The organism is Telluria antibiotica (genome assembly GCF_011682055.1).
In the GTDB taxonomy this organism is placed as follows: Bacteria; Pseudomonadota; Gammaproteobacteria; order Burkholderiales; family Burkholderiaceae_D; genus Telluria; species Telluria antibiotica.
This window is the reverse complement of record NZ_JAAQOM010000003.1, coordinates 377,738-398,616: the sequence shown is the minus strand read 5'-3', so window position 1 is coordinate 398,616 and position 20,879 is coordinate 377,738. Positions and strand designations below refer to the sequence as shown.

Annotated in this window: 17 protein-coding genes; 5 read left to right on the top strand and 12 right to left on the bottom strand. The window is 68.8% G+C overall.

What is annotated here, in order from left to right; translation table 11 throughout:
* Window positions 1-82: 82 nt before the first annotated feature.
* On the top strand, window positions 83-451 hold the full coding sequence (locus tag HAV22_RS07030; RefSeq protein ID WP_166857935.1) for an energy transducer TonB: 369 nt from the start codon (window positions 83-85) through the stop codon (window positions 449-451).
* Window positions 436-1,221 (top strand): spermine/spermidine synthase domain-containing protein, encoded by a 786-nt coding sequence (locus HAV22_RS07025; RefSeq protein WP_229421116.1) that lies wholly within the window; start codon window positions 436-438, stop codon window positions 1,219-1,221. Before HAV22_RS07030 ends, HAV22_RS07025 begins: the two co-directional genes overlap by 16 nt.
* Here the strand turns inward: HAV22_RS07025 and HAV22_RS07020 are convergent.
* The 10 genes from HAV22_RS07020 to HAV22_RS06975 form a co-directional block, all read right to left on the bottom strand.
* Window positions 1,181-2,239 carry an MBL fold metallo-hydrolase gene (locus tag HAV22_RS07020; protein WP_166857933.1) on the bottom strand — a complete coding sequence of 353 codons (1,059 nt, stop codon included), beginning with the start codon at window positions 2,237-2,239 and terminating at the stop codon, window positions 1,181-1,183. The genes HAV22_RS07025 and HAV22_RS07020 overlap by 41 nt on opposite strands.
* Before the next feature lie 59 nt (window positions 2,240-2,298).
* Window positions 2,299-3,813: a hypothetical protein gene (locus HAV22_RS07015; protein WP_166857931.1), complete on the bottom strand. Its 1,515-nt coding sequence runs from the start codon at window positions 3,811-3,813 to the stop codon at window positions 2,299-2,301.
* Entirely contained in the window at window positions 3,810-5,789 is a 1,980-nt protein-coding gene (locus HAV22_RS07010) for a DUF4175 domain-containing protein (protein ID WP_166857928.1), read from the bottom strand. Before HAV22_RS07010 ends, HAV22_RS07015 begins: the two co-directional genes overlap by 4 nt.
* Entirely contained in the window at window positions 5,773-6,756 is a 984-nt protein-coding gene (locus tag HAV22_RS07005; protein ID WP_166857926.1) for a BatA domain-containing protein, read from the bottom strand. Before HAV22_RS07005 ends, HAV22_RS07010 begins: the two co-directional genes overlap by 17 nt.
* A complete protein-coding gene (locus HAV22_RS07000; protein ID WP_166857924.1) occupies window positions 6,753-7,640 on the bottom strand; it encodes a DUF58 domain-containing protein in 888 nt (295 codons plus the stop codon). The genes HAV22_RS07005 and HAV22_RS07000 overlap by 4 nt, the downstream gene beginning before the upstream one ends.
* Before the next feature lie 2 nt (window positions 7,641-7,642).
* On the bottom strand, window positions 7,643-8,647 hold the full coding sequence (locus HAV22_RS06995; RefSeq protein ID WP_166857922.1) for an AAA family ATPase: 1,005 nt from the start codon (window positions 8,645-8,647) through the stop codon (window positions 7,643-7,645).
* The gene (locus HAV22_RS06990; protein ID WP_166857920.1) at window positions 8,644-9,264 is read right to left on the bottom strand and encodes a DUF4159 domain-containing protein; all 621 of its coding nucleotides are present in this window, start codon (window positions 9,262-9,264) and stop codon (window positions 8,644-8,646) included. Before HAV22_RS06990 ends, HAV22_RS06995 begins: the two co-directional genes overlap by 4 nt.
* A gap of 5 nt (window positions 9,265-9,269) precedes the next feature.
* Window positions 9,270-10,907: a TldD/PmbA family protein gene (locus tag HAV22_RS06985; RefSeq protein ID WP_166857918.1), complete on the bottom strand. Its 1,638-nt coding sequence runs from the start codon at window positions 10,905-10,907 to the stop codon at window positions 9,270-9,272.
* A 128-nt stretch (window positions 10,908-11,035) separates the two neighbouring features.
* Window positions 11,036-12,373, bottom strand: a complete 1,338-nt coding sequence (locus HAV22_RS06980; RefSeq protein ID WP_166857916.1) for a TldD/PmbA family protein — start codon at window positions 12,371-12,373, stop codon at window positions 11,036-11,038.
* A 16-nt stretch (window positions 12,374-12,389) separates the two neighbouring features.
* On the bottom strand, window positions 12,390-14,027 hold the full coding sequence (locus HAV22_RS06975) for a TldD/PmbA family protein (RefSeq protein ID WP_166857914.1): 1,638 nt from the start codon (window positions 14,025-14,027) through the stop codon (window positions 12,390-12,392).
* A 333-nt stretch (window positions 14,028-14,360) separates the two neighbouring features.
* Here HAV22_RS06975 and HAV22_RS06970 point away from each other — a divergent pair, with 333 nt between their 5' ends.
* Window positions 14,361-15,902 (top strand): S1C family serine protease, encoded by a 1,542-nt coding sequence (locus HAV22_RS06970; RefSeq protein ID WP_166857912.1) that lies wholly within the window; start codon window positions 14,361-14,363, stop codon window positions 15,900-15,902.
* Entirely contained in the window at window positions 15,902-16,822 is a 921-nt protein-coding gene (locus HAV22_RS06965) for a hypothetical protein (protein ID WP_166857910.1), read from the top strand. The genes HAV22_RS06970 and HAV22_RS06965 overlap by 1 nt, the downstream gene beginning before the upstream one ends.
* On the opposite strand, the gene HAV22_RS06960 is transcribed toward HAV22_RS06965, so the two are convergent.
* Window positions 16,819-18,477, bottom strand: a complete 1,659-nt coding sequence (locus tag HAV22_RS06960) for a serine hydrolase (protein ID WP_166857908.1) — start codon at window positions 18,475-18,477, stop codon at window positions 16,819-16,821. The genes HAV22_RS06965 and HAV22_RS06960 overlap by 4 nt on opposite strands.
* Before the next feature lie 128 nt (window positions 18,478-18,605).
* On the opposite strand from HAV22_RS06960, the gene HAV22_RS06955 reads away from it, so the two are divergent.
* Window positions 18,606-19,196 (top strand): TMEM165/GDT1 family protein, encoded by a 591-nt coding sequence (locus HAV22_RS06955; RefSeq protein WP_166857906.1) that lies wholly within the window; start codon window positions 18,606-18,608, stop codon window positions 19,194-19,196.
* Here HAV22_RS06955 and HAV22_RS06950 read toward each other — a convergent pair.
* Window positions 19,193-20,824 (bottom strand): CehA/McbA family metallohydrolase, encoded by a 1,632-nt coding sequence (locus tag HAV22_RS06950; RefSeq protein ID WP_166857904.1) that lies wholly within the window; start codon window positions 20,822-20,824, stop codon window positions 19,193-19,195. The genes HAV22_RS06955 and HAV22_RS06950 overlap by 4 nt on opposite strands.
* Between the last annotated feature and the right edge of the window lie 55 nt (window positions 20,825-20,879).

The window sequence follows — 20,879 nt, the reverse complement described above, 5'->3', positions numbered from 1 at the left end:
ATGTGCTCTGACCCCGAATCTAGCGTGGAAGCGCACGATCGTGCGATACTCGCGGTTTCGTCGATGTTGGAGCATGCGCAGGATGATGCGACTTCCTTTGTTTTGCCTGACCGCGCTGGCGCTCGCTGGCTGCGTCCAGTCCCCCGCCACGCGCACGGCCGCCGCGCCCGCGCAACCGCCGCAACAACAACAGGCGGGCGAAGACTGCGCGCCGCCCGTCTATCCGCCGGAAGCCGTGCAGGCACGCATGACGGGCGTGTCGATGATGGCCTTCCTCGTCGGCAGCGACGGCACCGTGCGCGAGTCGCGCCTGCTCAAGTCGAGCGGATACGCGATTCTCGACCGCACCGCCGAAGCGGCACTGCGGCTGTGCCGCTTCAAGCCCGCGCTCAAGAACGGCCACACGGTCGCGGCCTGGCAACCCGTCCAATACGCATGGTCGCTGCCGTAATGTCGAACGCCAGGGATCCCCGCTTTTCCCGGCCCGGCCACCCGCCCGCCACCATCACCGAATTCGAAGGCGTGCGTTCGCTGCACCTCGGCACCTCATGGGTCCAGGGCGCGATGCGCCTCGCGCGGCCCGATGCGATCGAGCTCGAATACGTGCAGATGATGATGATGTGGACGCTGTTCCTGCCCGAGCCGAGCCGCATCGTGCAGCTCGGCCTCGGCAGCGCCGCGCTCACGAAGTTCTGTTACCAGCGCTTTCCGCAGGCGCAGGTGACGGCCGCCGAGCTGAATCCGAACGTGATCGCGATCTGCCACGCGCACTTCGGCCTCCCGCCCAACGATGCGCGCCTGGACGTGCGCGAGATGGACGCACTCGACTTCGTGCTGGACGCCGCCAACCACGGCACGGTCGACGTGCTGCAGGTCGACCTGTACGACGAGGAGGCGCGCGGCCCCGTGCTCGACACGCCCGAGTTCTACGCCGCATGCGCCGCCTGCCTCAAGGACGGCGGCATCATGACGGCCAACGTGTTCGGCGATTTTTCGAACTACGACAAGAACCTCGACGCGATGCGCGAAGCGTTCGACGCCGTCGTCTGGCTGCCCGAGGTCCACGACGCGAACATCGTCGTCGTCGCGTTCAAGGACGCGCCGCAGATCGATTTCGCCGTGTTGTACGAACGCGCGGCCGACATCAAGCGGCGCTACAACCTGCCGGCCAAGAACTGGGTCAACGGGTTGAAGGAGTGGATGCGCGACCACCTGGCGTGACGGCCGGCACCGCCGCCGGCATCGCCGCGCGCCACCAGTCGCCGCCATCGTGCGGCTGCGCCAGCGACAGGCGCTCGCCCATCATCGGCGTCGCCACGGGCACGCCGGCCGCCGCCGCGATGGCGCGGATGCGTTCGAACGGCTCGTACCACGGATGCAGCGCCAGGTCGAACGTGCCGTTATGGACGGGCATGAGCCAGCGCCCGCGCAGGTCGAGGTGGGCCTGCAGCGTTTCTTCCGGATGCATGTGCACCTCGGGCCACATCGTGTTGTACGCGCCGTTTTCCAGCAAGGTCACGTCGAACGGGCCGCAGCGCTCGCCGATGGTCTTGAAATCGTCGTGGTAGCCCGTGTCGCCGCTGAAGAACAGCTTCAGCCCGGACGCCTCGATCACCCTCGACACCCACAGCGTGCGGTCGCCGTCGTGCAAGCCGCGGCCCGAGAAATGCCGCGACGGCGCGGCCGTCAGGCGCAGGCCGTCGATGTCCGTCGCCTGCCACCAGTCGAGCTGGCGCACCCGGGCCGCGTCGACGCCCCAGCGCACGATCCGGTCGCCCACGCCGAGCGGCGCGATGAACACGTCCGTCTTCGGAATCAAACGCACGATGCTGGCGTAATCCAGGTGGTCGTAATGGTCGTGCGACAGGATCACGCCGGCGAGCGGCGGCAGCGCCTCGATGTCGATGGGCGGCGCGTGAAAACGCTTTGGCCCGGCCCACTGCACCGGCGCGGCGCGTTCGGAAAACACGGGGTCCGTGAGCCAGTAGCGGCCCTCCAGCTTGAGCAGCATGGTCGAGTGGCCCAGGCGCCACAGGCTCGCGTCGGGCGCCGCGTCGATGTCGGCCGCCGTCAACGCGCGCACGGGCAGCGGCACGTCCGGCACGGCCGTCTTCGGCTTCGTCGTCGACACTTTCCAGAACAGCGCCAGCATCTCGAGGATGCCCTGGCGGCGACGCGGGATGACGTTGCGGAAGCGTCCGTCGGGATGACGGGGCGCGTTGGTGGTCGATTCAGGCATGGCGGTGACGATGGCAAGACAATGCCTGATCATCGCACGTTCCGCAAATGCCTGCCGGGTCAGCGCCGTTCGCGCCACCACAGGCCCAGCATGGCCAGCGCGAACGCGACGCCGAACGGCCACACGGGCAGCGGCCGTGTGCCAGCCGCGACGGGCGTCGGCGTGCGCGCCGCATAGCGTACCGTCGCCGCGCGGCGCTCGCTGCGCTGCCACAACGGCCAGTCGCCCGGCGCGTACACATACACCTGGCCCGCATGCGCGCCCGTCTGCAGATGCAGCCAACCGGCGGCGGCCGGCCACACCGCGACGCACGCGGCGTCCACCTGTTCCGGACGGCGCTGCCAGGCCAGCGTCTGGTGCAGTGCCGGCACCTCCACGTTCCCGCTCACGCCGCGCGCACACACGGCCAGCCGTTGATGCGGCAGCGGCATCTCGTCCGGTTCGAGCCATGCGACGTCCTCGGGGCGCTGCACGCGCAGGCGGTCGATGACATCCTGCCACCACGACGCCAACTGGCGCGGCTGGTCGATCGCATAACGATGCCAGTCGCCCACGCCCAGCCAGCCGATACGGCCCTGCTGCCAGTCACGCGTCCACACGGCGTCCGTGCCGCCCCAAGCGCCCGCGCGATCGCCGCCAGGATTCAGCCCGCCCGACGCCATCGGCAGCACCGACCCGAGGGTCTTGTTGGACGGTTGCGCCACCAGCGGCAACTGCACGGTCTTCGCCCACGCGCCGGCGTCGCGCGCATTCGCGCCCAGCACGAGGAGCGGTGCGCCGGCCGCCACGCGCGCCAGCAATGCGTCGCGCGCAGGCGTGTCGGCCCGTTCGAACCAGGCCGCGTCGATGATGTCCAGGTCGGGCGCCGCCATCTCCGTGCGGGCCGTCTCCGTACGCGCGATGCCCTTGCCCAGCTCGACCTGCCAGTCGATGACGGCTTTGCTGTTGGCGAGCAGGTCGTCCAGCACGCGCAGGTCGAACGACGGCGCGCCGAAGCGGCCACGCACCCGCAGCGGCGCCGGTTCCGTCACCGTGAACGGCACGGGCCCTTCATCGACCACCTTGCCGGCCGCGTCGAGGAGGCGCGCCTTCAGCACGAGCCGCTCGGCCGTGGGCGGCAGCCATTGCACGGCAAGGCGGCCGTCGCCCTTCGCCTCCGCCAGCACCTGGCCGTTTTCCGCCAGCAGTTGCAGGCGGCCGGGTGCCGTCCACGAACGCTGCACGGCCAGCGTGAACACGCGGCCCAGCGCGAGGGTGCGCGGGAAGTCGAGTCGGATTGCCTGCGTGTCCGGCCGCGTCCAGTCCAGTGGGCGCGCCGGCAGGTCGTCCCATTCCGCGCCGCGCAAGCCGTTGTCGGCAAGGCGCAGCGCACGCACACCGGCAAGCGTGCGGGGCGGGTCGGCCGCATCGACCGTCAGCGTGGTGCCCGCCTCGCCCGGCATCGTGAAGTCGCCGACGGTGCCCGCAAGCGCCACGCCGGCCACGACCGCGAGCACGGCATCGACCCAGCACCGGCGCACGACGTACGTCAGCGCGGCCAGCAGGCCGATGGCGGCAGCGGCGATCGCGATCATCGCTCCGCTCCCCGCAGCGCCTTGGCGAACGGCGTCTCGACGACGGGCCGCGCCTGCAACAGCACGGGCGCGTCGAGCACGCCCCCGCGCAGCCACGCGGCCAGCTGCGCGCGGGCGGCCGGCCTGCCGTCGGCCACGTCCTGGATCGCCCGCTGCGCCGCCAGCCGCTGCTCGTCGTCGGCGATGCGCGTACGCACCCAGTCGTGCGCCGTGCGCGTCCACAGCGCGGGCAGCGGCCCGTCGCCGCTCAGCGCCTGCATGAGCGCGCGCAGGTCCGCCGGCACGATGTCGGCGGCATCCGCCTGCATGCGCCGGTAACCGCTTGCTCCGGCCATGTCGCCGCTCATCCGCTTGTCTTCCTTGATCGCGGGCGGCGCGAACGCCGTCTTGTGCAGATAGATGCGCTCCGCCTGCTGCAACGTCTTGATCGCCTCCAGCGCCTTGTACTCGGGCGGCAGCGCCGTCTTCGGCGTGATGGCGCGCAGCGCCTTTTCCGCATCCCACATCGCGGCGAGCGCGCGCCGCAACAGCTTCTTCGTCGCGTCGTCGAACAACGTGGCGTTCTCGGGCTGGTCGTGCGCGTGGCCGAATTCGTGGACGACGTCGACCTTCGCGCCAGGACGCTCGTCATGGTCGTCGTCCTTGCCGAACAGCGTGGATTCCTCGCCGAGGAACTGGCCGTAGCGGCGCCGCAGCGCGGCCTGGTCGGACGCGATGCCTTCGCTGCGCTCGCGCACCTCGTCGTCGCGCATCTTCCGGGAGCGCATGTCGGCCACCAGCTGCTCCGTGTCGATGATGACCTGGCGCTGGCTGCGCAGGCTTTCCGGCTTGACGAGCGTGGGCAGCGCCGTCGTTTCGTCGTCTCCCTGGGAAGGTGGTGCGGGCAGGCGCAGCGTGTACGTGGGCGACTGCACCGTGTGCGGCTTGGCCGCGTTGTCGGCGGCGCGCACGAAGAAATACAGCTCGTCGCCCGGCTCCATGCCGAGGTCCGCGAGCGGCCAGTCCCGTTTCCAGGTGCGCCAGCGCGGATCGCTCGACACGGGCAGCGGCAGTTCGCGGTCGCTGAAGCGGATGTTCTCGCCGCTGCCGCGCGCCAACGTGAGGTGCAACGTGGCCTGCTGCACGCGGTAGTCGTCCGTGACCGTGACGGCGATGGCTGCCATCGTCGCGTCGCGTGGCAGGTCTTTCGTCATCTCGTTCGGCTGCGTGACCGCGATCTCGGGTGGCTGGTCCGGGATCACTTTCAGCGTGTAGCGCGTGCCGCGCCAGCGCCAGAAGACGGATTCCGTCGCCGTCCAGCGCGCGCACGCGGCGCCTGCATGCAGCGCCTGGCCGTCGCTCAGTTCGATGGTCTCGTCGGCCCCTTGCTGTTCGGCGACGCACCACGTCACCGTCGTCTGCTCCGGCACCTGCACGTCCTTCGGCGCGGACGACGCCGTCGCCACGCCCGTGTACGCGGGCGGCGCCACCGTCATGACGAGCCTCGCGCGCGGCGCGGGCGCGTCCGCGTGCGGGGCCGGCGCATGCGCGGCGGCGGCAGGCAGTTCCGCCGCGTGCGGCAGCATCGTCGCGCCCCAGGCCAGGCCCGCCAGCGCGAGGTTCGCGGCCAGCCACGCCCAACCGAACGGGACGTGCGCGGCCGCGATGGCGCGCAGCCGGCGCGGTGGCAGGGCCGCATCGACGCGCGCCAGCAGGCGCGCACGCTGCAGGCGCGCGACGGACGATGCCGGTCCCAGGTCCAGCAGCGCAGCGCTGTCTTCCATCTCCGGCACCGCGCCGTCGATCCAGTGCGCCCAGCCATGTGCCACACGGCGTTGCAGGTGCAGGCCGTCCCACGCGCAGAACGCGGACCAGGCCAGCAGGCCCGGCGCGGAGCGCAGCAGCAGCCACGGCACGGCGCCGACCATCCACAGGCCGGCCCGGCGCAGCAGCGCGGTGCGCCAGAGGCGGCGCGCGACGTCAACGACGCCGGACATGGGTCACCATCCTTTCGAGGGCGAACAACGCGACGAGCGCCATGCCCAGCCACGTGCACAACGCGCCGGACGCGGCGCCGGCCGGCGCGCCGGCATCGGGCGCGAGCACCTGTGCCGGCGCCGTGTACGGCTGCATGCCCACGTGCAGCTGCTGCCACGCGGCGAACAGGGCGCGCGCGCGGTCCGGCTCTTGCGGCGGCCAGCCGTCCGCATGCCACACGCGGCCGCGCGGCGTGTCCATCCAGCGCAGGCCGTCGGCGCTCGGTGCCTGCGCGAGTCCCGGCCAGGGCGCGGCGTCCGCCACCCACCACAGCGGTGCGCGCAGGTTCATCGGCGGCACCTCCGGACGGTCCCACACGATGAGCTCCGTGCGTGGTCCCGGCGCCGCATCGACGACGACGTGCCACGGCCCTTCCGCCGCGGCGAACAGCCGGCGCCACGCATCGTCGCGCGCACTGAACACGGCCACGTGCCGCTCGGCGGGCACCGTCGGCGCGGTCGCGGTGCGCAGCACGACGGCATGCCGGAAACGCGGAAGCACGGCCGGCATGACGGCATCGCCGACGACGAGCAGCCGGGCCTGCGGCGCGAACTCGCGTTCGTGCGCATGCAGCCAAGCGACGGCATCCCGGCCGGGAAGGTCGATCCGGTGCGCGCCTGCGAAACCGGCGGCGTCACGCTCGACGACAGAAGGTGCCGTTCCCGGCGCGACGAGCACCGCATCGCCGCGCCAGGGCAGCACGAGGTCGGCCAGCAGCGCGATCAGGGCCGCGAGCAGCAGGCAGCGGAGCAGCAGGAGGATCACGTCGTGCCAGCGCCACACGCGCCGCTGCAGCGGCCGCGCCGCCGGCAGGAAGCGCGCGGTGGCGAGCGGCACGGTCTTCGTCTGCGCCCGCTTCTGGCGATGCCACAAAACGGGCAGCAGCACGACGGGCAGCGCCCACCACCACAGGCTCGTCGGGCTCATCGCGCGCGCGCTCCCGTCGCGGGTACGCGCAGCCACGCGCGCAAGACGTCGCCCGGCGGCTGTTCGATGCGGGCCTGCAGCAGCGCCACGTCGTGCCGGCGGCAGTCACGCGCCACCGTGTCGAAATGCGCGGCGCGCCGGCGCGCATAGGCGTCGCTGTCGAAGCGGTGCAACGTCCCGCCCTGCTCCGGGTCGCGGTACGCGGGCGCCGTGTCGAACGCTGCGTCCGCCTCCGCCTGCGTGTGCAGGCACAGCGCGCGCACGTCGTGGCGCATGCGGCGCAGGCGCAGCAGCGCGTCGGCCAGCGGGGACGGCCAGTCGAGGAAATCGCCGGCCACGCACACGACGCCAGGTGCGCGGGCAAAATGCAGGCTGGCGCGCAACGTCTCGGCCGCGGGCAGCACGCCGTCCGCGTCGACGCCGTCCAGGCGCGCCAGCACGCGCTGCAGGTGGCGCGGCCCGCGCGCGGCAGGCAGGAAGTCGGCACGCTCGCCGCGGCACACGACGAGGCCGAACGCGTCGCCCTGGCGCTGGGCGATGGCGGCCACGCACGCGAGCAGCACGCGCGCATACTGCAGCTTTGTCAGGCGGGCCACCGTGCGGCTGGGTTCCGCCATCGACGCCGTCGCATCCAGCACGAGCCAGACGGCGACGTGGCTGTCGCGTTCCGCTTCGCGCACGTAGTAGCGGTCGGCGCGCGCCAGCAGTTTCCAGTCGACGCGGCGCCACTCGTCGCCCGGCACATACGCGCGGTATTCCGAGAACTCGACGCCGGCACCTCGCTCGCGGCCGGCGTGGATGCCGTGCCCGAGCCCCGCCAGCACGTGGCGTACGACGAGGTCGAGATTCGCCGAGTGCGCGACCAGCGACGATGAAGACAACACGTTTATTCGGCCCGGATGCCGGCGTGCAGCGCGGCGAGGATGTCCGCGATGGCGACGCCGTCCGCCTCGGCCTCGAAGTTGCGCAGCAGGCGGTGTGCCAGCACGGGCAGCAGCATCGCGGCGATATCGGCGCGCGTGACGGCGAGGCGGCCCAGCATCAGCGCCCGCGCCTTCGCTGCCAGCACGAGGGCCTGGCCGGCGCGCGGGCCGGCGCCCCACCCCACGTGCTTGCGCACGGCGGCCACGGGCGAATCGGCCGGCCGCGTCGCGCGCACGAGGCGCGTCGCGTAGCGCAGCATGGCGTCCGAGATCTCGATGTCGCGCACGAGCCGCTGCAGGCGGAGCAAGGTGTCGAGGTCCATGGCGGGGTCCGCGTCACGCAAGCCAGCATGCGTCGTCGCGCCGACCATCGCCATCTCTTCGTCCTCCGTCGGGTAGCCGACGTCGATGCGCAGCAGAAAGCGGTCGAGCTGCGCTTCCGGCAGCGGGTACGTGCCCGCCTGCTCGATGGGGTTCTGTGTCGCGAGCACGAAGAACGGCTGCGGCAGCCGGTGCGTCTGGCCGGCGAACGTCGCGCTGCGCTCCTGCATCGCTTCCAGCAGCGCGGACTGCGTCTTGGGCGGCGCGCGGTTGATCTCGTCCGCCAGCAGCACCTGCGTGAACACGGGGCCCGGCTGGAAGCGGAACACGCGCTGGCGCGTGGCCTGGTCTTCTTCCAGGATCTCCGTGCCGACGATATCGGACGGCATCAGGTCTGGCGTGAACTGCACGCGCCGGAACTGCATGTCCGTCGCCTGCGCCAGCGATTTCACGAGCAGCGTCTTGCCGAGGCCCGGCACGCCCTCGACAAGCGCATGGCCGCCGCCCAGCAGGCACGTCACCAGCAAGTCGATCACGTCACGCTGGCCGACGATCACGCGGCCCATGCTCGCCTTGAGCGCATCCACTTTCGCCACGAGGTCGGCGATCTCGTGTTCCGTCCATGCCGCTTCTGCCACGTTGTTCATGCTCCCAATGCGTATTGAATGATGTTGACGGCGAACCGCGTGTTGTCGACGGCGAGCCAGCGCTTGTTGCGGAAGTCGTAGTCCCACTCGCAGCCGTAGTCCTTGTTCGAGTACAGCACGCCAATGCGGCCATTGACCTCGATGGCGCGCAGGTATTCGTGCACGAGATCGTCGCCCCAGCCGTTCAGCTCCACCGACGTATTCGGCGGCCCGTCGAAATGGAAGAAGCTCGAATAGATGCGGTGGTTGTTCGGGATCTTGTGCAGTGCCTTCGGACCGAAGATGCGCGCCATCTCGGCCTCGAACGACTTGGCGAACAGGCCGTCGATGTCGTGGTTGCAGTCGTCCACGAACACGAAGCCGCCGCCCTTCACGTAGCGCTCGAAGTTGCGCCGCTCGCTTGGGGTGAACTGCACGAGCTTGTGCCCGGCCAGGTAGCAGAACGGCGCTTCCAGCATCTTCGGGTCCGACAGCGCGACGATGCGCTCGGCCGTGTCGACCCTGAGCGTCGTGTACTCGACGAGCGAGTTCAGGACGTTGCTGGGCATGCGCTGGTCGACGTCCCAGTCGCCCGACTCGTACGTCAGCCGCGTGAAGTAGAAGTCGTAGGTCGCCATGTGCTTCAGCCGATCTTGCGGCCAGTGTTGATCACGTTGATGCCGTTGAAGCGCGTCGTCGGCGTGCCGTGCGAGACGGCGCTGACCTGGCCCGGCTGCCCTTTGCCGTCGAAGAACGAGCCGCTCATGCGCCAATCGCGTTCGTCGCAGATGGCCGTGCACGCATTCCAGAAATCCTGCGTGTTCGACTGGTACGCCACGTCTTCCAGCATGCGGCCGATCTTGCCATCCTTGATTTCGTAGAACAGCTGGCCGCCGAACTGGAAGTTGTAGCGCTGCTGGTCGATGGAGTAGGAGCCGCGGCCGAGGATGTAGATGCCGCGCTCGACGTCCTTGACCATCTCGTCCGGCGCGAGCTTCTTGCGGCCCGGCTGCAGCGACACGTTCGGCATGCGCTGGAACTGCACGTTGCTCCAGCTGTCCGCGTACGAGCAGCCGTGCGAGGCCTTCTCGCCGATGATGTGGGCCTGGTCGCGCGTGGCCTGGTAGTTGACGAGGATACCGTCCTTGATGATGTCCCAGCGCTTCGCCGGCACGCCTTCGTCGTCGTAGCCGACGGCACCCAGCGAACCGGGTGCCGTCTTGTCGCCCGTGAAGTTGACGATCTTCGAACCGAAGTTGAATTGCTTCGATTCCCATTTGTCGAGCGTGCAGAAGCTCGTGCCCGCGTAATTCGCTTCGTAGCCCAGCACGCGGTCCAGCTCCGTCGGGTGGCCGACGGATTCGTGGATCGTCAGGAACAGGTTTTCCGGCGCCAGCACGAGGTCATACTTGCCGGGGTCGACGCTGTGCGCCGTCAGCTTCTCGCGCGCCTGGCGGCCAGCGTTGCGCGCTTCCTCGACGATGTCGTAGCTGCCGTTGTACATCGTGGCCACGCCGCCCGCGGCGCGCACCTTGTGTTCCGGCTTCGCTTCGAACCACTCGTAGCCCATGCCCACCGGCGGTGCGAGCCCGGCGCGCGAGCGGAATTTTCCCGTCGCCTTGTCGACCGCGGTCGCGTTGATCGGGGCCCACAGGCGGTGGATGTCCTGGTCGATGTACGAGCCGTCGGTGGACGCGAAATACTTCTGCTGGTTCACCTGGAACAGGTTCGCCGTCATGAAGCTGGCGCCGGCCGCGAGGCCCGCCTGGTTCGCGGCGATCAGCATGTCCGCCTTGTCCTTGATGGGCACCGTGCGCCAGTCGCGCTTGATCGGCGTCGCCCACGCGACTTCGCCCACGCCTTTCACGGGCGCGAGCTGCACGGGTTCCGATTGCAGCTTCGCGTTGGCCTTCGCGATGGCGACGGCCTGGCGCGCGGCGCCGGCGACGGCGTCCGGGTTCAAGGAATTCGTCGCGGCGAAGCCGTAGGCGCCGGCCGCGATGACGCGCACGCCGACGCCCGTCGATTCGGTATTCGTCACGCGTTCGACGTTCAGGTCGCGCGTGGTGATGTACTGGTTCAGGTAGCGGCCGATGCGCACGTCGCAGTACGAGGCGCCCGCTTGTTTCGCCGCGTCCATGGCGGTGTCGGCCAGCGCTTTCTTGACGCCCAACGTGAGCGTGTCGAGCAGCGCCTCGGCGGCGATCGCGTTGCCGAACACGGGGACCAGCAAGGTGCCGGCCGTGCCGGCGCCGATTTTGAGGAAGGTGCGGCGTTCCATCATTTCTCCATGTGCGCCCCGAACGATTCAAGGCGCGCGTAGGGTGGGCACCCCGTGCCCACCAAACGTATGCGTCGATGCAAACATATGGTGGGCTCGGGGAGCCCACCCTACGTCAATCGACATGCTCAGACGGCGTCCGACAACGACGTGAAGTTGAAGTCACGTACCTTCATCGGCGGAATCAGCATCTGGAACGGAACCTCGTCGCCGCCGATCACGACGGGCTTCCCGATCTCCTCGATGTTGTTGAGCATGGTGACAGGGCTCTCGTTGAAGCGGAAGTTCTTGATCGGGTACTTGATCTTGCCGTTCTCGATGTAGAACGTGCCGTCGCGCGTGAGGCCCGTCAGCAGCACGGATTGCGGGTCGACCATGCGGATGTACCACGTGCGCGTCACGAGCACGCCCTTCTTCGTGGTGGCGATCAGCTCCGCCGTCGACTTGTCCGTGCCGGCCATGATGATGTTGCCCGGCGTGGCCGTCGGCTGCACGCCCTTCTTCTTGGCCCAGTACTGCGAGTAGTTCAGCGCGTTGACCTTGCCGTTCTTGATCAGGTCCATGCGCTTGCGGGCAATGAGGTTGTCCGTGTCCCACGGCAGCACGGGCACGTCCGGTTGCCACGGGTCGGCCCAGATGTTGACCTGCTCGTCGAACAGCTTGTCGCCCAGGCGCGAGGCGCCGCCCTTCTTCGACAGGAAGCTGCGGCCTTCGTCCGTCTGGCGCGCGTCGAACCCGAACAGCATGTAGCCGAGCAGCTCGGACGTGGCGGCCGGCTCCAGGATCACGGTGTAGCGGCCCGGCTCCAGCGCCTTCGCGTCGACGGAGCGCAGCGCCTTCTCGATCGCGACGTCGGCCGCTTCGCGCGCATCGAACCTGGCCGCATCGGTCGCCGAGCGCTTGACCCAGCCGGAACCGCGGCCATCTTCCGTGCGCACGGTGCAGGTGAAGTCGAGGCTCGTCTGGCCCTGGTGGCCGTACACGCCGTTCGAATTGGCCACGCCGGAGAACTGGTTATTGTCAGTGAAGAAGCCGGCGGCCACGAGCTTGTTCTTCTTGCAGGCCTCGATCGCGTACGCCGCGGTCTGTGCGCGGAATTCAGGATCGATGGCGGCCGTCTTCACGCTGAACGTCTGCGACGCCTTGTAGTCCTGCTTGGCCACGGCCGGCATGAATTCGGGGTTTTCGGGGGCGAGGCGCGCAAGGTCCTCGGCGCGGCGCACGACTTTTTCCAGCGACTTGTCGTCGAACTCGTTAATCGTGGCGGTGCCCTGGCGCTTGCCGAAAGCGACCGTCACCGAGATGTTGGTGTCGTCCGCGAGACCGGCGGTGGAGACCTGGTTGCGCGCGAAGCGGATGTTGCCGTTGCGGCTGCCGTTGACGGTGACGATGCATTCGTCCGCTTTCGAGAACGACAGCACGCGGTCGCAGATATGTTTGGTTTGTTCCTGGGTCAGGATGGTCATGGTGTGGGTCCCTGCCTTAGCCGATCTTGCGGGCGGTGTTGATGACGTTGATGCCGGAAAAACGCGCGGTCGACGAACCGTGCGACACGATGCTGATCTGCGGAGGCTGGCCCTTGCCGTCGAAGAAGGAGCCGCTCATGCGCCAATCGCGTTCGTCGCAGATCGCCGTGCACGCATTCCAGAAGTCCTGCGTGTTCGACTGGTAGGCCACGTCTTCCAGCATCTGGCCGATCTTGCCGTTGTTGATCTCGTAGAACAGCTGGCCGCCGAACTGGAAGTTGTAGCGCTGCTGGTCGATCGAGAACGAGCCGTCGCCCACGATGTAGATGCCCTTCTTGATGTCCTTGACCATCTCGTCCGGCGTGAGCTTCTTGCGGCCCGGCTGCAGCGACACGTTGGGCATGCGCTGGAACTGCACGTTGCTCCAGCTGTCCGCGTACGAGCAGCCGTCCGACTCCGGCTTGCCGATGATGTGGGCCTGGTCGCGCGTGGCCTGGTAGCTCACGAGGATGCCGTCCTTGATCAGGTCCCAGCGCTTCGTCTTGACACCTTCGTCGTCGTACCCGACGTTGCCCAGCGAGCCCGGTGTCGTCTTGTCGGCGACGATGTTCACGAGGGGCGAGCCGTAGTTGAACTTCTTCGACTCCCATTTATCGAGCGTGGCGAAGCTCGTGCCCGCGAAATTGGCCTCGTAGCCCAGCACGCGGTCGAGTTCCGTCGGGTGGCCGACGGATTCGTGGATCGTCAGGAACAGGTGTTCGGGCGACAGCATCAGGTCGTACTTGCCCGGCGTGACGGACTTCGCCGTCAGCTTGCGCCTGGCGTCGCGGCCCGCGGCGCGCGCGTCCTCGACGATGTCGTACGACTGCGTGTACAACGTGGCGACGCCGCCCGCCGCCTTGATCTTGTGCACGGCCTTTGCGTCCAGGTATTCATAGCCCATGCCGACGGGCGCCGACAGGCCGGCGCGCGAACGGAACTTGCCGCTGGCCTTGTCGACCGCGGTCGCCGTGAACGGCGCCCACAGGCGCTGGATGTCCTGGTCGATGTACGAGCCGTCCGTCGAGGCGAAATACTTCTGCTGCTGCACCTGGAACAGCATCGACTGCATGAAGCTCGCACCGGCGTCCATGCCGGCCTTGTTCGCGGCGATCAGGAGTTCCGCCTTGTCCTTGATGGGCACCGTGCGCCAGTCGCGGACGATCGGCGTGGCCCACGCCACCTCGCCCACGCCCTTCACGGGCGCCAGTTGCACCTTGTCCGACTGCAGCTTCGCGTTCGCCTGCGCGATCGCGACGGCCTGGCGCGCGGCGCCCGCGATGCCGTCCGGCGTCATGTCGTTGGTGGCGGCGAAGCCGTAGGCGCCGTTGCACACGACGCGCACGCCGACGCCGGCCGATTCCGTGTTCGTCACGTTCTCGACGTTCAGGTCGCGCGTGATGATGTACTGGTTGAGGTAGCGGCCGATGCGCACGTCGCAATAGCTCGCGCCGGCCTTGGTGGCGGCATTCAGCGCGACGTCGGCCAGCGCCTTCTTGGCCGCGACGGGCATCGCGACGAGCAGCTCCTCCGCCGCGATGGCATTGCCGAACACGGGCACCAGCATCGCCCCGGCGGTACCGGCACCGATTTTAAGAAAGGTACGGCGTTCCATGTAGTCTCCTGAAGAATCACACGATATTGTTTTGGCAGCGGTCCTGGAGCGGGCCGCTCGTTCTTGTTGACATGTTGAATAGGCAATCTTCGTGCCAGACCGGAAGGCGCGGATTCGCACGCGTTGCGGCGATTCCACGTGTCCGCGGCTGTCCGTCCAGTGTCCGCGACGGCCGCGCCGGACACCCTCGTATGTACGCGTAACGACGCGGCCCGGTAAAAAATCATTACGGCGAGGTTACACGTGAGAATCTGCGCATTTTTACAGGTACGCACCGTGTATATTGCGACGGCAACGCTTGCATGTCACATTTCGTTACCGGAACAGGAATTCATGAAGATCGTCCGCTTCGCCGCGGCCGCCGCGATCGCGCTGGCCAGTTGCACGCTCCACGCCCAGGAAGCCAGCCAGGCAGCCGCGCCGCCCACTGCCGCGCCGCCCGTCTCGCCGGCCGTCGAGAACTCTGTGGTCAAGATCTTCAGCACGCTGCGCCGCCCCGACCCGTTCAAGCCCTGGACCAAGGCGACGCCGCAGGACGTCACGGGATCGGGCGTCGTCATCGAGGGCAAGCGCATCCTCACCAATGCCCACGTCGTCGGCTACGCGAGCCAGGTGGAGGTGCAGGCCAGCCAGGACGGCGACAAGGTCGGCGCCACCGTCGTCGCGATCGCGTACGACATGGACCTCGCGCTGTTGAAGCTGGACGACGAGGCTTTCTTCGACAAGCACCATCCCGTGAAGCGTACGAACGCGCTGCCTGACGTGCGCGAAGCGGTGATGGCCTATGGCTACCCGGTCGGCGGCACGTCGCTGTCCGTCACCAAGGGCATCGTGTCGCGCGTGGAGTTCGTCCCCTACGGCCACGGCACGGCGGGCCTGCGCGTGCAGATCGATGCGGCGATCAACCCCGGCAACAGCGGCGGGCCCGTGATCGACGGCGACCGGATGATCGGCCTCGCGTTCTCGGGCGCCACGAATACCCAGAACATCGGCTACGTGATTCCGAATGAGGAAGTGGAGCTGTTCCTGCGCGACGTGGCCGACGGCCGCTACGACGGCAAGCCGCAGCTGCTGGACGACGTCCAGACACTGGAAAACCCGGTGCTGCGCCAGTACCTGAAGCTCGACAAGTCGGTCGACGGCGTCGTCGTGCACCGGCCCTACCGCAGCGACGCGCAATATCCGCTGAAGGAATGGGACGTCATCACGCACATCGGCGAGTACCCCATCGACGACCAGGGCATGGTCAAGCTGGGGCCGAACCTGCGCGTGCGTTTCAAGTACCGCGTGCAGCAGGTGGCGAAGAACGGCAAGGTGCCGCTGACCATCGTCCGCGCAGGCAAGACGATGCAGGTGCAGGTACCGGTCGGTGGCCCGCGTCCGCTGCTGGTCCCGCCGCTGGAAGGCGATTATCCGCCATACTTCGTGTACGGCCCGATCGTGTTCTCGCGCGCCACCATCGAGTACGCCTCCTTCCTGAACAACAACGTGAACCTGCTGAACGGCTACGGGTTCAACGCGAGCCCGCTCGTGACGCGCCGCGGCGACGAGCCGGACGCCCAGCGCGAGGAACTCGTCGTCGTCAGCTCGCCGTTCTTCCCGCACAAGCTCGTCGCCGGCTACAGCAACCGCTTCGGTTCCGTCGTCGAATCCATCAACGGCGTCCCCGTGCGCAGCCTGCGCCACCTCGTCGCCCTGCTGCGCGACCTGAAGGACGACCTCGTCGTGCTGCGCTTCGACCAGCGCTTCGGCGAGACGATGGTCCTGCCGCGCAAGGCGATGGTCGACGCGACGGAAAGCATCCTGCAGGACAACGGCATCCGCTCGCAGGGATCGCCCGACATGATGGACGTCTGGAACGGCAAGAAGAACTGATGACGTACCCGATGTCCTGGCGGCGCCACGTCCGCCGTGCGGCCGTGGCGGCCACCTGCATGACCGCGCTGTGCGCCGGCGCGAGCGCGCCCGCGCTGCCCTCGCCCGCCCAGCTGGCGGCGCTGGCCTTTCCCGGCTGGAGCGACAGCACGGCCGGACGCGTGCACAGCGCCACGCTGCCGCCCCTCCCCGGCATGGCACGCGGCATCTACGCCGGCTGGAGCACGGGCCCGAACCGCGTTGTCGTCCAACCGAAGCTGGTGCTGCGCACGGATGCGTCGCACCTCACGCTCATCGCGGGCCTCGTGCCCGCCGGCGACGACGGCCGCGCCAACACGACGCAAGCGACGCCGATGGCGCTGGCCGCCTACCAGTTCGAACAGCGCGGCACGGCATGGGGCGTGAGCGGACGCCAGGGCATCTTCGCGCTGCGCGGCTTTTCCGGCGCGGCCGCCGTGCGCGAAGTCGCGCTGGCCGCGCGGCGCCGCGCGGTGGCCGTCGAATACGGCAGCTGCTGGCAGGGTTACTGCGGCACCTGGCTGGCCGTGTACGAAGCGGGCCGCGACATGGTCCGGCGCGACGCGGCCGTGGAGCTGGCGCTGTCCGGCATCAACGTCGACAGCGCGCCCGATTGCCAGCGCCGCCTGGCGCCGCTCGTGAAGCAGCATGCGCCCGATCCGTCCGCGCGCGACGGCGGCGGCGCGGCCGACGCACACGATTGCTACGCGATCGAAAGCACCTGGACGATCGACGCCACGCACGAGCAGCCCGGCGACCTCACCATCCACTACCAGGGCGCGATCAGCCGCGCGGAAGCGCCGGCGGCGCCGCCGTCCGCGATCGACCAGCGCGAGATTCTCCACTACGGCAACGGCAAGTACCGGGCGGTGTCCGGGTTCTCGCCGGTGCCTGCGATTTAAGGCGCCTTGGGCGCTTCCTTCTTGACGGGCGTGAAGTTCAGGTCCTGGAAGTCGTAGCTGAAATCCGTCTCCGTGGAGATCGGCTGCATCCGCATGCGCTCGATGCTGCCGTCCGGGTTCAGCGCGAACGTCACGTAGGCGTCCGCGTTGAAGTTGCGCTCCTTCCAGCGCACGATGAAAGTGTCGTACTGGTAGTGTTCCAGCTCGCCCGTCAGGTCCGGCGTGCGCGACAGGGTCAGCAGCTGCTTGCCACCCACGTGGCGGATCGTCGCGAGGCCGTACCACGGGTCCTCGTAGTCGCCGTCGTACGCCGTGGGCGCCAGCGACGGTTGCGACTTTTCCGCGCGCGCGGCGTTCGCCTTGCCGAGGCGCTCCAGTTCCTTCGCGTGGCTCTCGTCGTCGACGGCTTTCACGGTGCCGATCCAGTCGGTCGTCGCGGCCGGGTTCAGCATGCGGTCGAGCAGCTGGTACTGCAGCGCGTTCAGCGAGCCGCCGCTTTCCGCATTGGTGAGAATCGCGATGCCCAGCTTCGCTTCCGGCACGAGCACCACCTTCGAATAAAAGCCCTGCAGCGCGCCGCTGTGCATCGCGAGCAGCTTGCCCTGCCAGTCGCGCAGCTGGAAGCCGAGGCCGTAGGCGAGGAAGTTCGGGCGCGTGGCGGCCAGCTTCGGATCAGGCTCGGTGATGGGCATCGGCGTCTGCGCCGTCCACATCTCGCGCGCCTGCTTCTCGCTGTACAGCCGCACCTCCTTGCCGCTGGAGTCCCTGCCCACGCGGCCGCCGGCCAGCAGCACGTTCATCCAGCGCGCGATGTCCTCCGCGTTCGTGTTGATGCCGACGGCGCCCACGGCATTCGCCACGGGCATCGCCTTCACGGCCGCGATCTTGTCGTCGATCTTGCTGTGCGCATTCGCCACGTCCGGATTGCCCTTGTTCTGGGCGAGACTCGTCGTCGTCGCCGTCATGCCAACCGGCCGCAGGATGCGGTCGCGGATCGTCTCGCCCCACGTCTTGCCCGACTTCGCGGCGACGATCTTGCCCGCCACGATGTACAGCAGGTTGTCGTACGCATAGCTGCTGCGGAAGCTCGTGGCGGGGCGGATGTAGCGCAGCTCGTGGATGATCTCGTCCGTCGAAAAGTTCGTCGTCGGCCACCACAGCAGGTCGCCGGCGCCGAGACCCAGGCCGCTGCGGTGCGTGAGCAGGTCGCGCACCGTCATCTCGTGCGTCACGTACGCGTCGTACATCTGGAAATCGGGCAGGTGCTTCGTGACCGGGTCGTCCCACGCCAGCTTGCCTTCGTCGACGAGCATCGCCAGCGCGGCCGCGGTGAACGCCTTCGAGTTCGACGCGATCTCGAACAGCGTCCTGCCGTCGACCTTGTCCGGCGCGCCCAGCTTGCGCACGCCGAAGCCGCGGGTGGCGACGACCTTGCCGTCCTTGACGACGGCGATCGCGATGCCGGGCACGTCGAACAGCTTCATCGTGCGTGTCACGTCGTCCGCCAGATGGGCGTTCAGGACGGCGGCAGCATCGACGGCGGCGGCGGGCGCGAAGACGGGGGCCGAAGCGGACGGCGCGACGGGAGCGGTGGACGTCTGCGCCAGTGCGGCGCCGGACAAAGCGAGCAGGATCGCTGCTGCGATTCGATTCATGGCGTGGATTCCTCGATGGTGGACTGTCCCGGATGGCGGGAGCGCGAGCAGCATAGCATTGTCGCCCGCGGCTCTGCTATGATCCGCGTTTCACCGCCTTGCCCGCCGCGCCGTGCCGCGGTTCCCAGATGGACGCCTTCCTCGTTTCCACCGGCATCGTCGCCCTCGCCGAAATCGGCGACAAGACCCAGCTGCTGGCCTTCCTGCTCGCCGCGCGCTTCCGTCGTCCGCTGCCCATCGTGGCCGGCATCCTCGTCTCGACCGTCGCAAACCATGCGTTCGCGGCCGCTGTCGGCGCGCTCGTGAGCCGCCTGCTGGGGCCCGACGTCATGCGCTGGGTGCTGGGCATCGCCTTCCTCGGCATGGCCGCGTGGATCATGGTGCCGGACGAAGTGGACGAGGACGAGACGCCGCTCGCGCGCTTCGGCGTGTTCCTCACGACCGCCATCGCGTTCTTCGTCGCCGAGATGGGCGACAAGACACAGGTGGCCACCGTCGCCCTGGCGGCGCGCTACAGTTCCGCCGTGTCGGTCGTCGCCGGCACGACGCTCGGCATGATGATCGCGAACGTGCCGGCCGTGTATTTCGGCGACCGGATCGCGGGGCGCCTGACGGCGGGTTCGTCATCGCTGAAGCTCGTGCACGGCCTGGCCGCGCTGGTCTTCGCCGTGCTGGGCATCGCCACCCTGCTCGGCGCGGGTCGCAGCCTCGGGTTCTAGGGCAACGCCGCCTGCGCGACCCACACGGGTGCGGACCACAGCACCTTGCCGTCGTCCTGCGTCACTTTCGCATAATAGAAATGCGCGCCGGGTGCCGGCGTCGTCGTCACGTCGGCCTGGTCGGAGAGCTGGGTCACGTCGCCGTTGCGTCCCGGGACGCCTTCCATGATCGCCACCGTCGCCGCCTGCCTGCCGCTGGTGCTCGCATACGCCACCTGCAAGTGCAACGCGCCCGCGTTGTCGAAGCGCTCGCCCATCAGGTGGCCGTTCGCCGTGAACACGATCTGCGCATCCTTGTCCATCGTCGCGAACACGCGGCGCGCACGCACGGCGTCGAGGAAGCTCGCCCGCGTCAGCGGCGCGCCGGCCGGGACCAGCACGGCGCTGCGGTTGCTGTACGACGCGCCCCAGTTGGCGCAGTGGTTGTCCTGGTTGCTGCTGAACGCGACGTGGTAGCCCGCTTCCAGCAGCTTGTCGCAGGCCTGCTCGAAATTGCTGCGCCGCGTCTCGCCTTCGTTCTCGCTGTTCGAGAAGGCCGAGCTGTTGACCACTTCGCACAAGGCCATCACGGCGTCGCCGTCGGGCGTGTACGCGAGCGGCGTGCCGTTCACGACGAACTGGCCCGCGAGCGCCGGGTGGTTGAACTGGCCCGTCCAGCCGCGCTGGCGCATCAGCGCGTACAGCGCGGCGTAGTCGCTCTTCGGCGTCTCCGTGTCCGCGATCAGCTCGCCCTTGCCATTGCGCTCCCAGCCGAGCAGCTCGTCGCTGTCGAAGATGTTCAAGTGGCCGCCGTTGCCGATCACGCCCCATTCCATGCCGTACAGCGCGAGGAAGCCCGGATTCGCGGCCGAAAAATCGCGCGCCGTCGCGAGGCCCGCCTGGTACATGGCGCGCGCTTTCGCCGGGTCGGCATCCGGGTTCGTGCCGTCCGAGCCGTCGTACATGTGGTTGTGCTCCGAGACCATCAGCATGTCCAGGCCATGCCGGCGCGCATACGGGTAGGCGGCGTCCGGGCCGTAGGGCGCCGACTGCGGGTCCTGCGCGCCGTGGCAGGTGTCGACGGGGCCGCCGCCGTCGCTGTCGCGCGTCTGGCTGTGCAGGTTGCCGTAATAGACCGTGTACGGCAGCGCGCCGGCAGCAGGCACCGCCAGCATGCGCGCGTGCCCTGTCGCCAGCGGCGCGAACCGAGGCAGCGCGGGCGCGGGCAGCGCGCCCACGGCGATGTCCCAGGCCTGGTCGACGCTCTCCGCGCCGCTCGCGGCATGCAGCCGCACGCGATAGACGCCGGGCGCCGGCCGATGGCCAGCCACGCTGCCCGTCCAGCGCACGGCCGCGTCGGCCGGCCTGCCTACCAGTGCAACGCGGCCCTGCCAGCGGGCGACGCGCCGGCCGGACGGCGCCACGAGATCCAGGCGCCACGTCACGGGACGGCGGCCGCTCAGGCCGGGGTACTCGAACGACAGCGTGAACGTGCGCGCATCCGGACGCGCACCGCGCGCGTCGCCATGGTACGGCGCAAGCAGCGTCGCCTCGAGCTCGAGGTGTTCGCGCACGGCCGCATGCGCTGACGGTTGAAAAACGCCGGCTGCGGCCGGCACCAGGGACGAGAGGAGGAATGAGGTTTTCATGATGCAATTTTTGCAATTGCATACCCAGGGCGCGTTGATCCCCGGCTCATGAAAT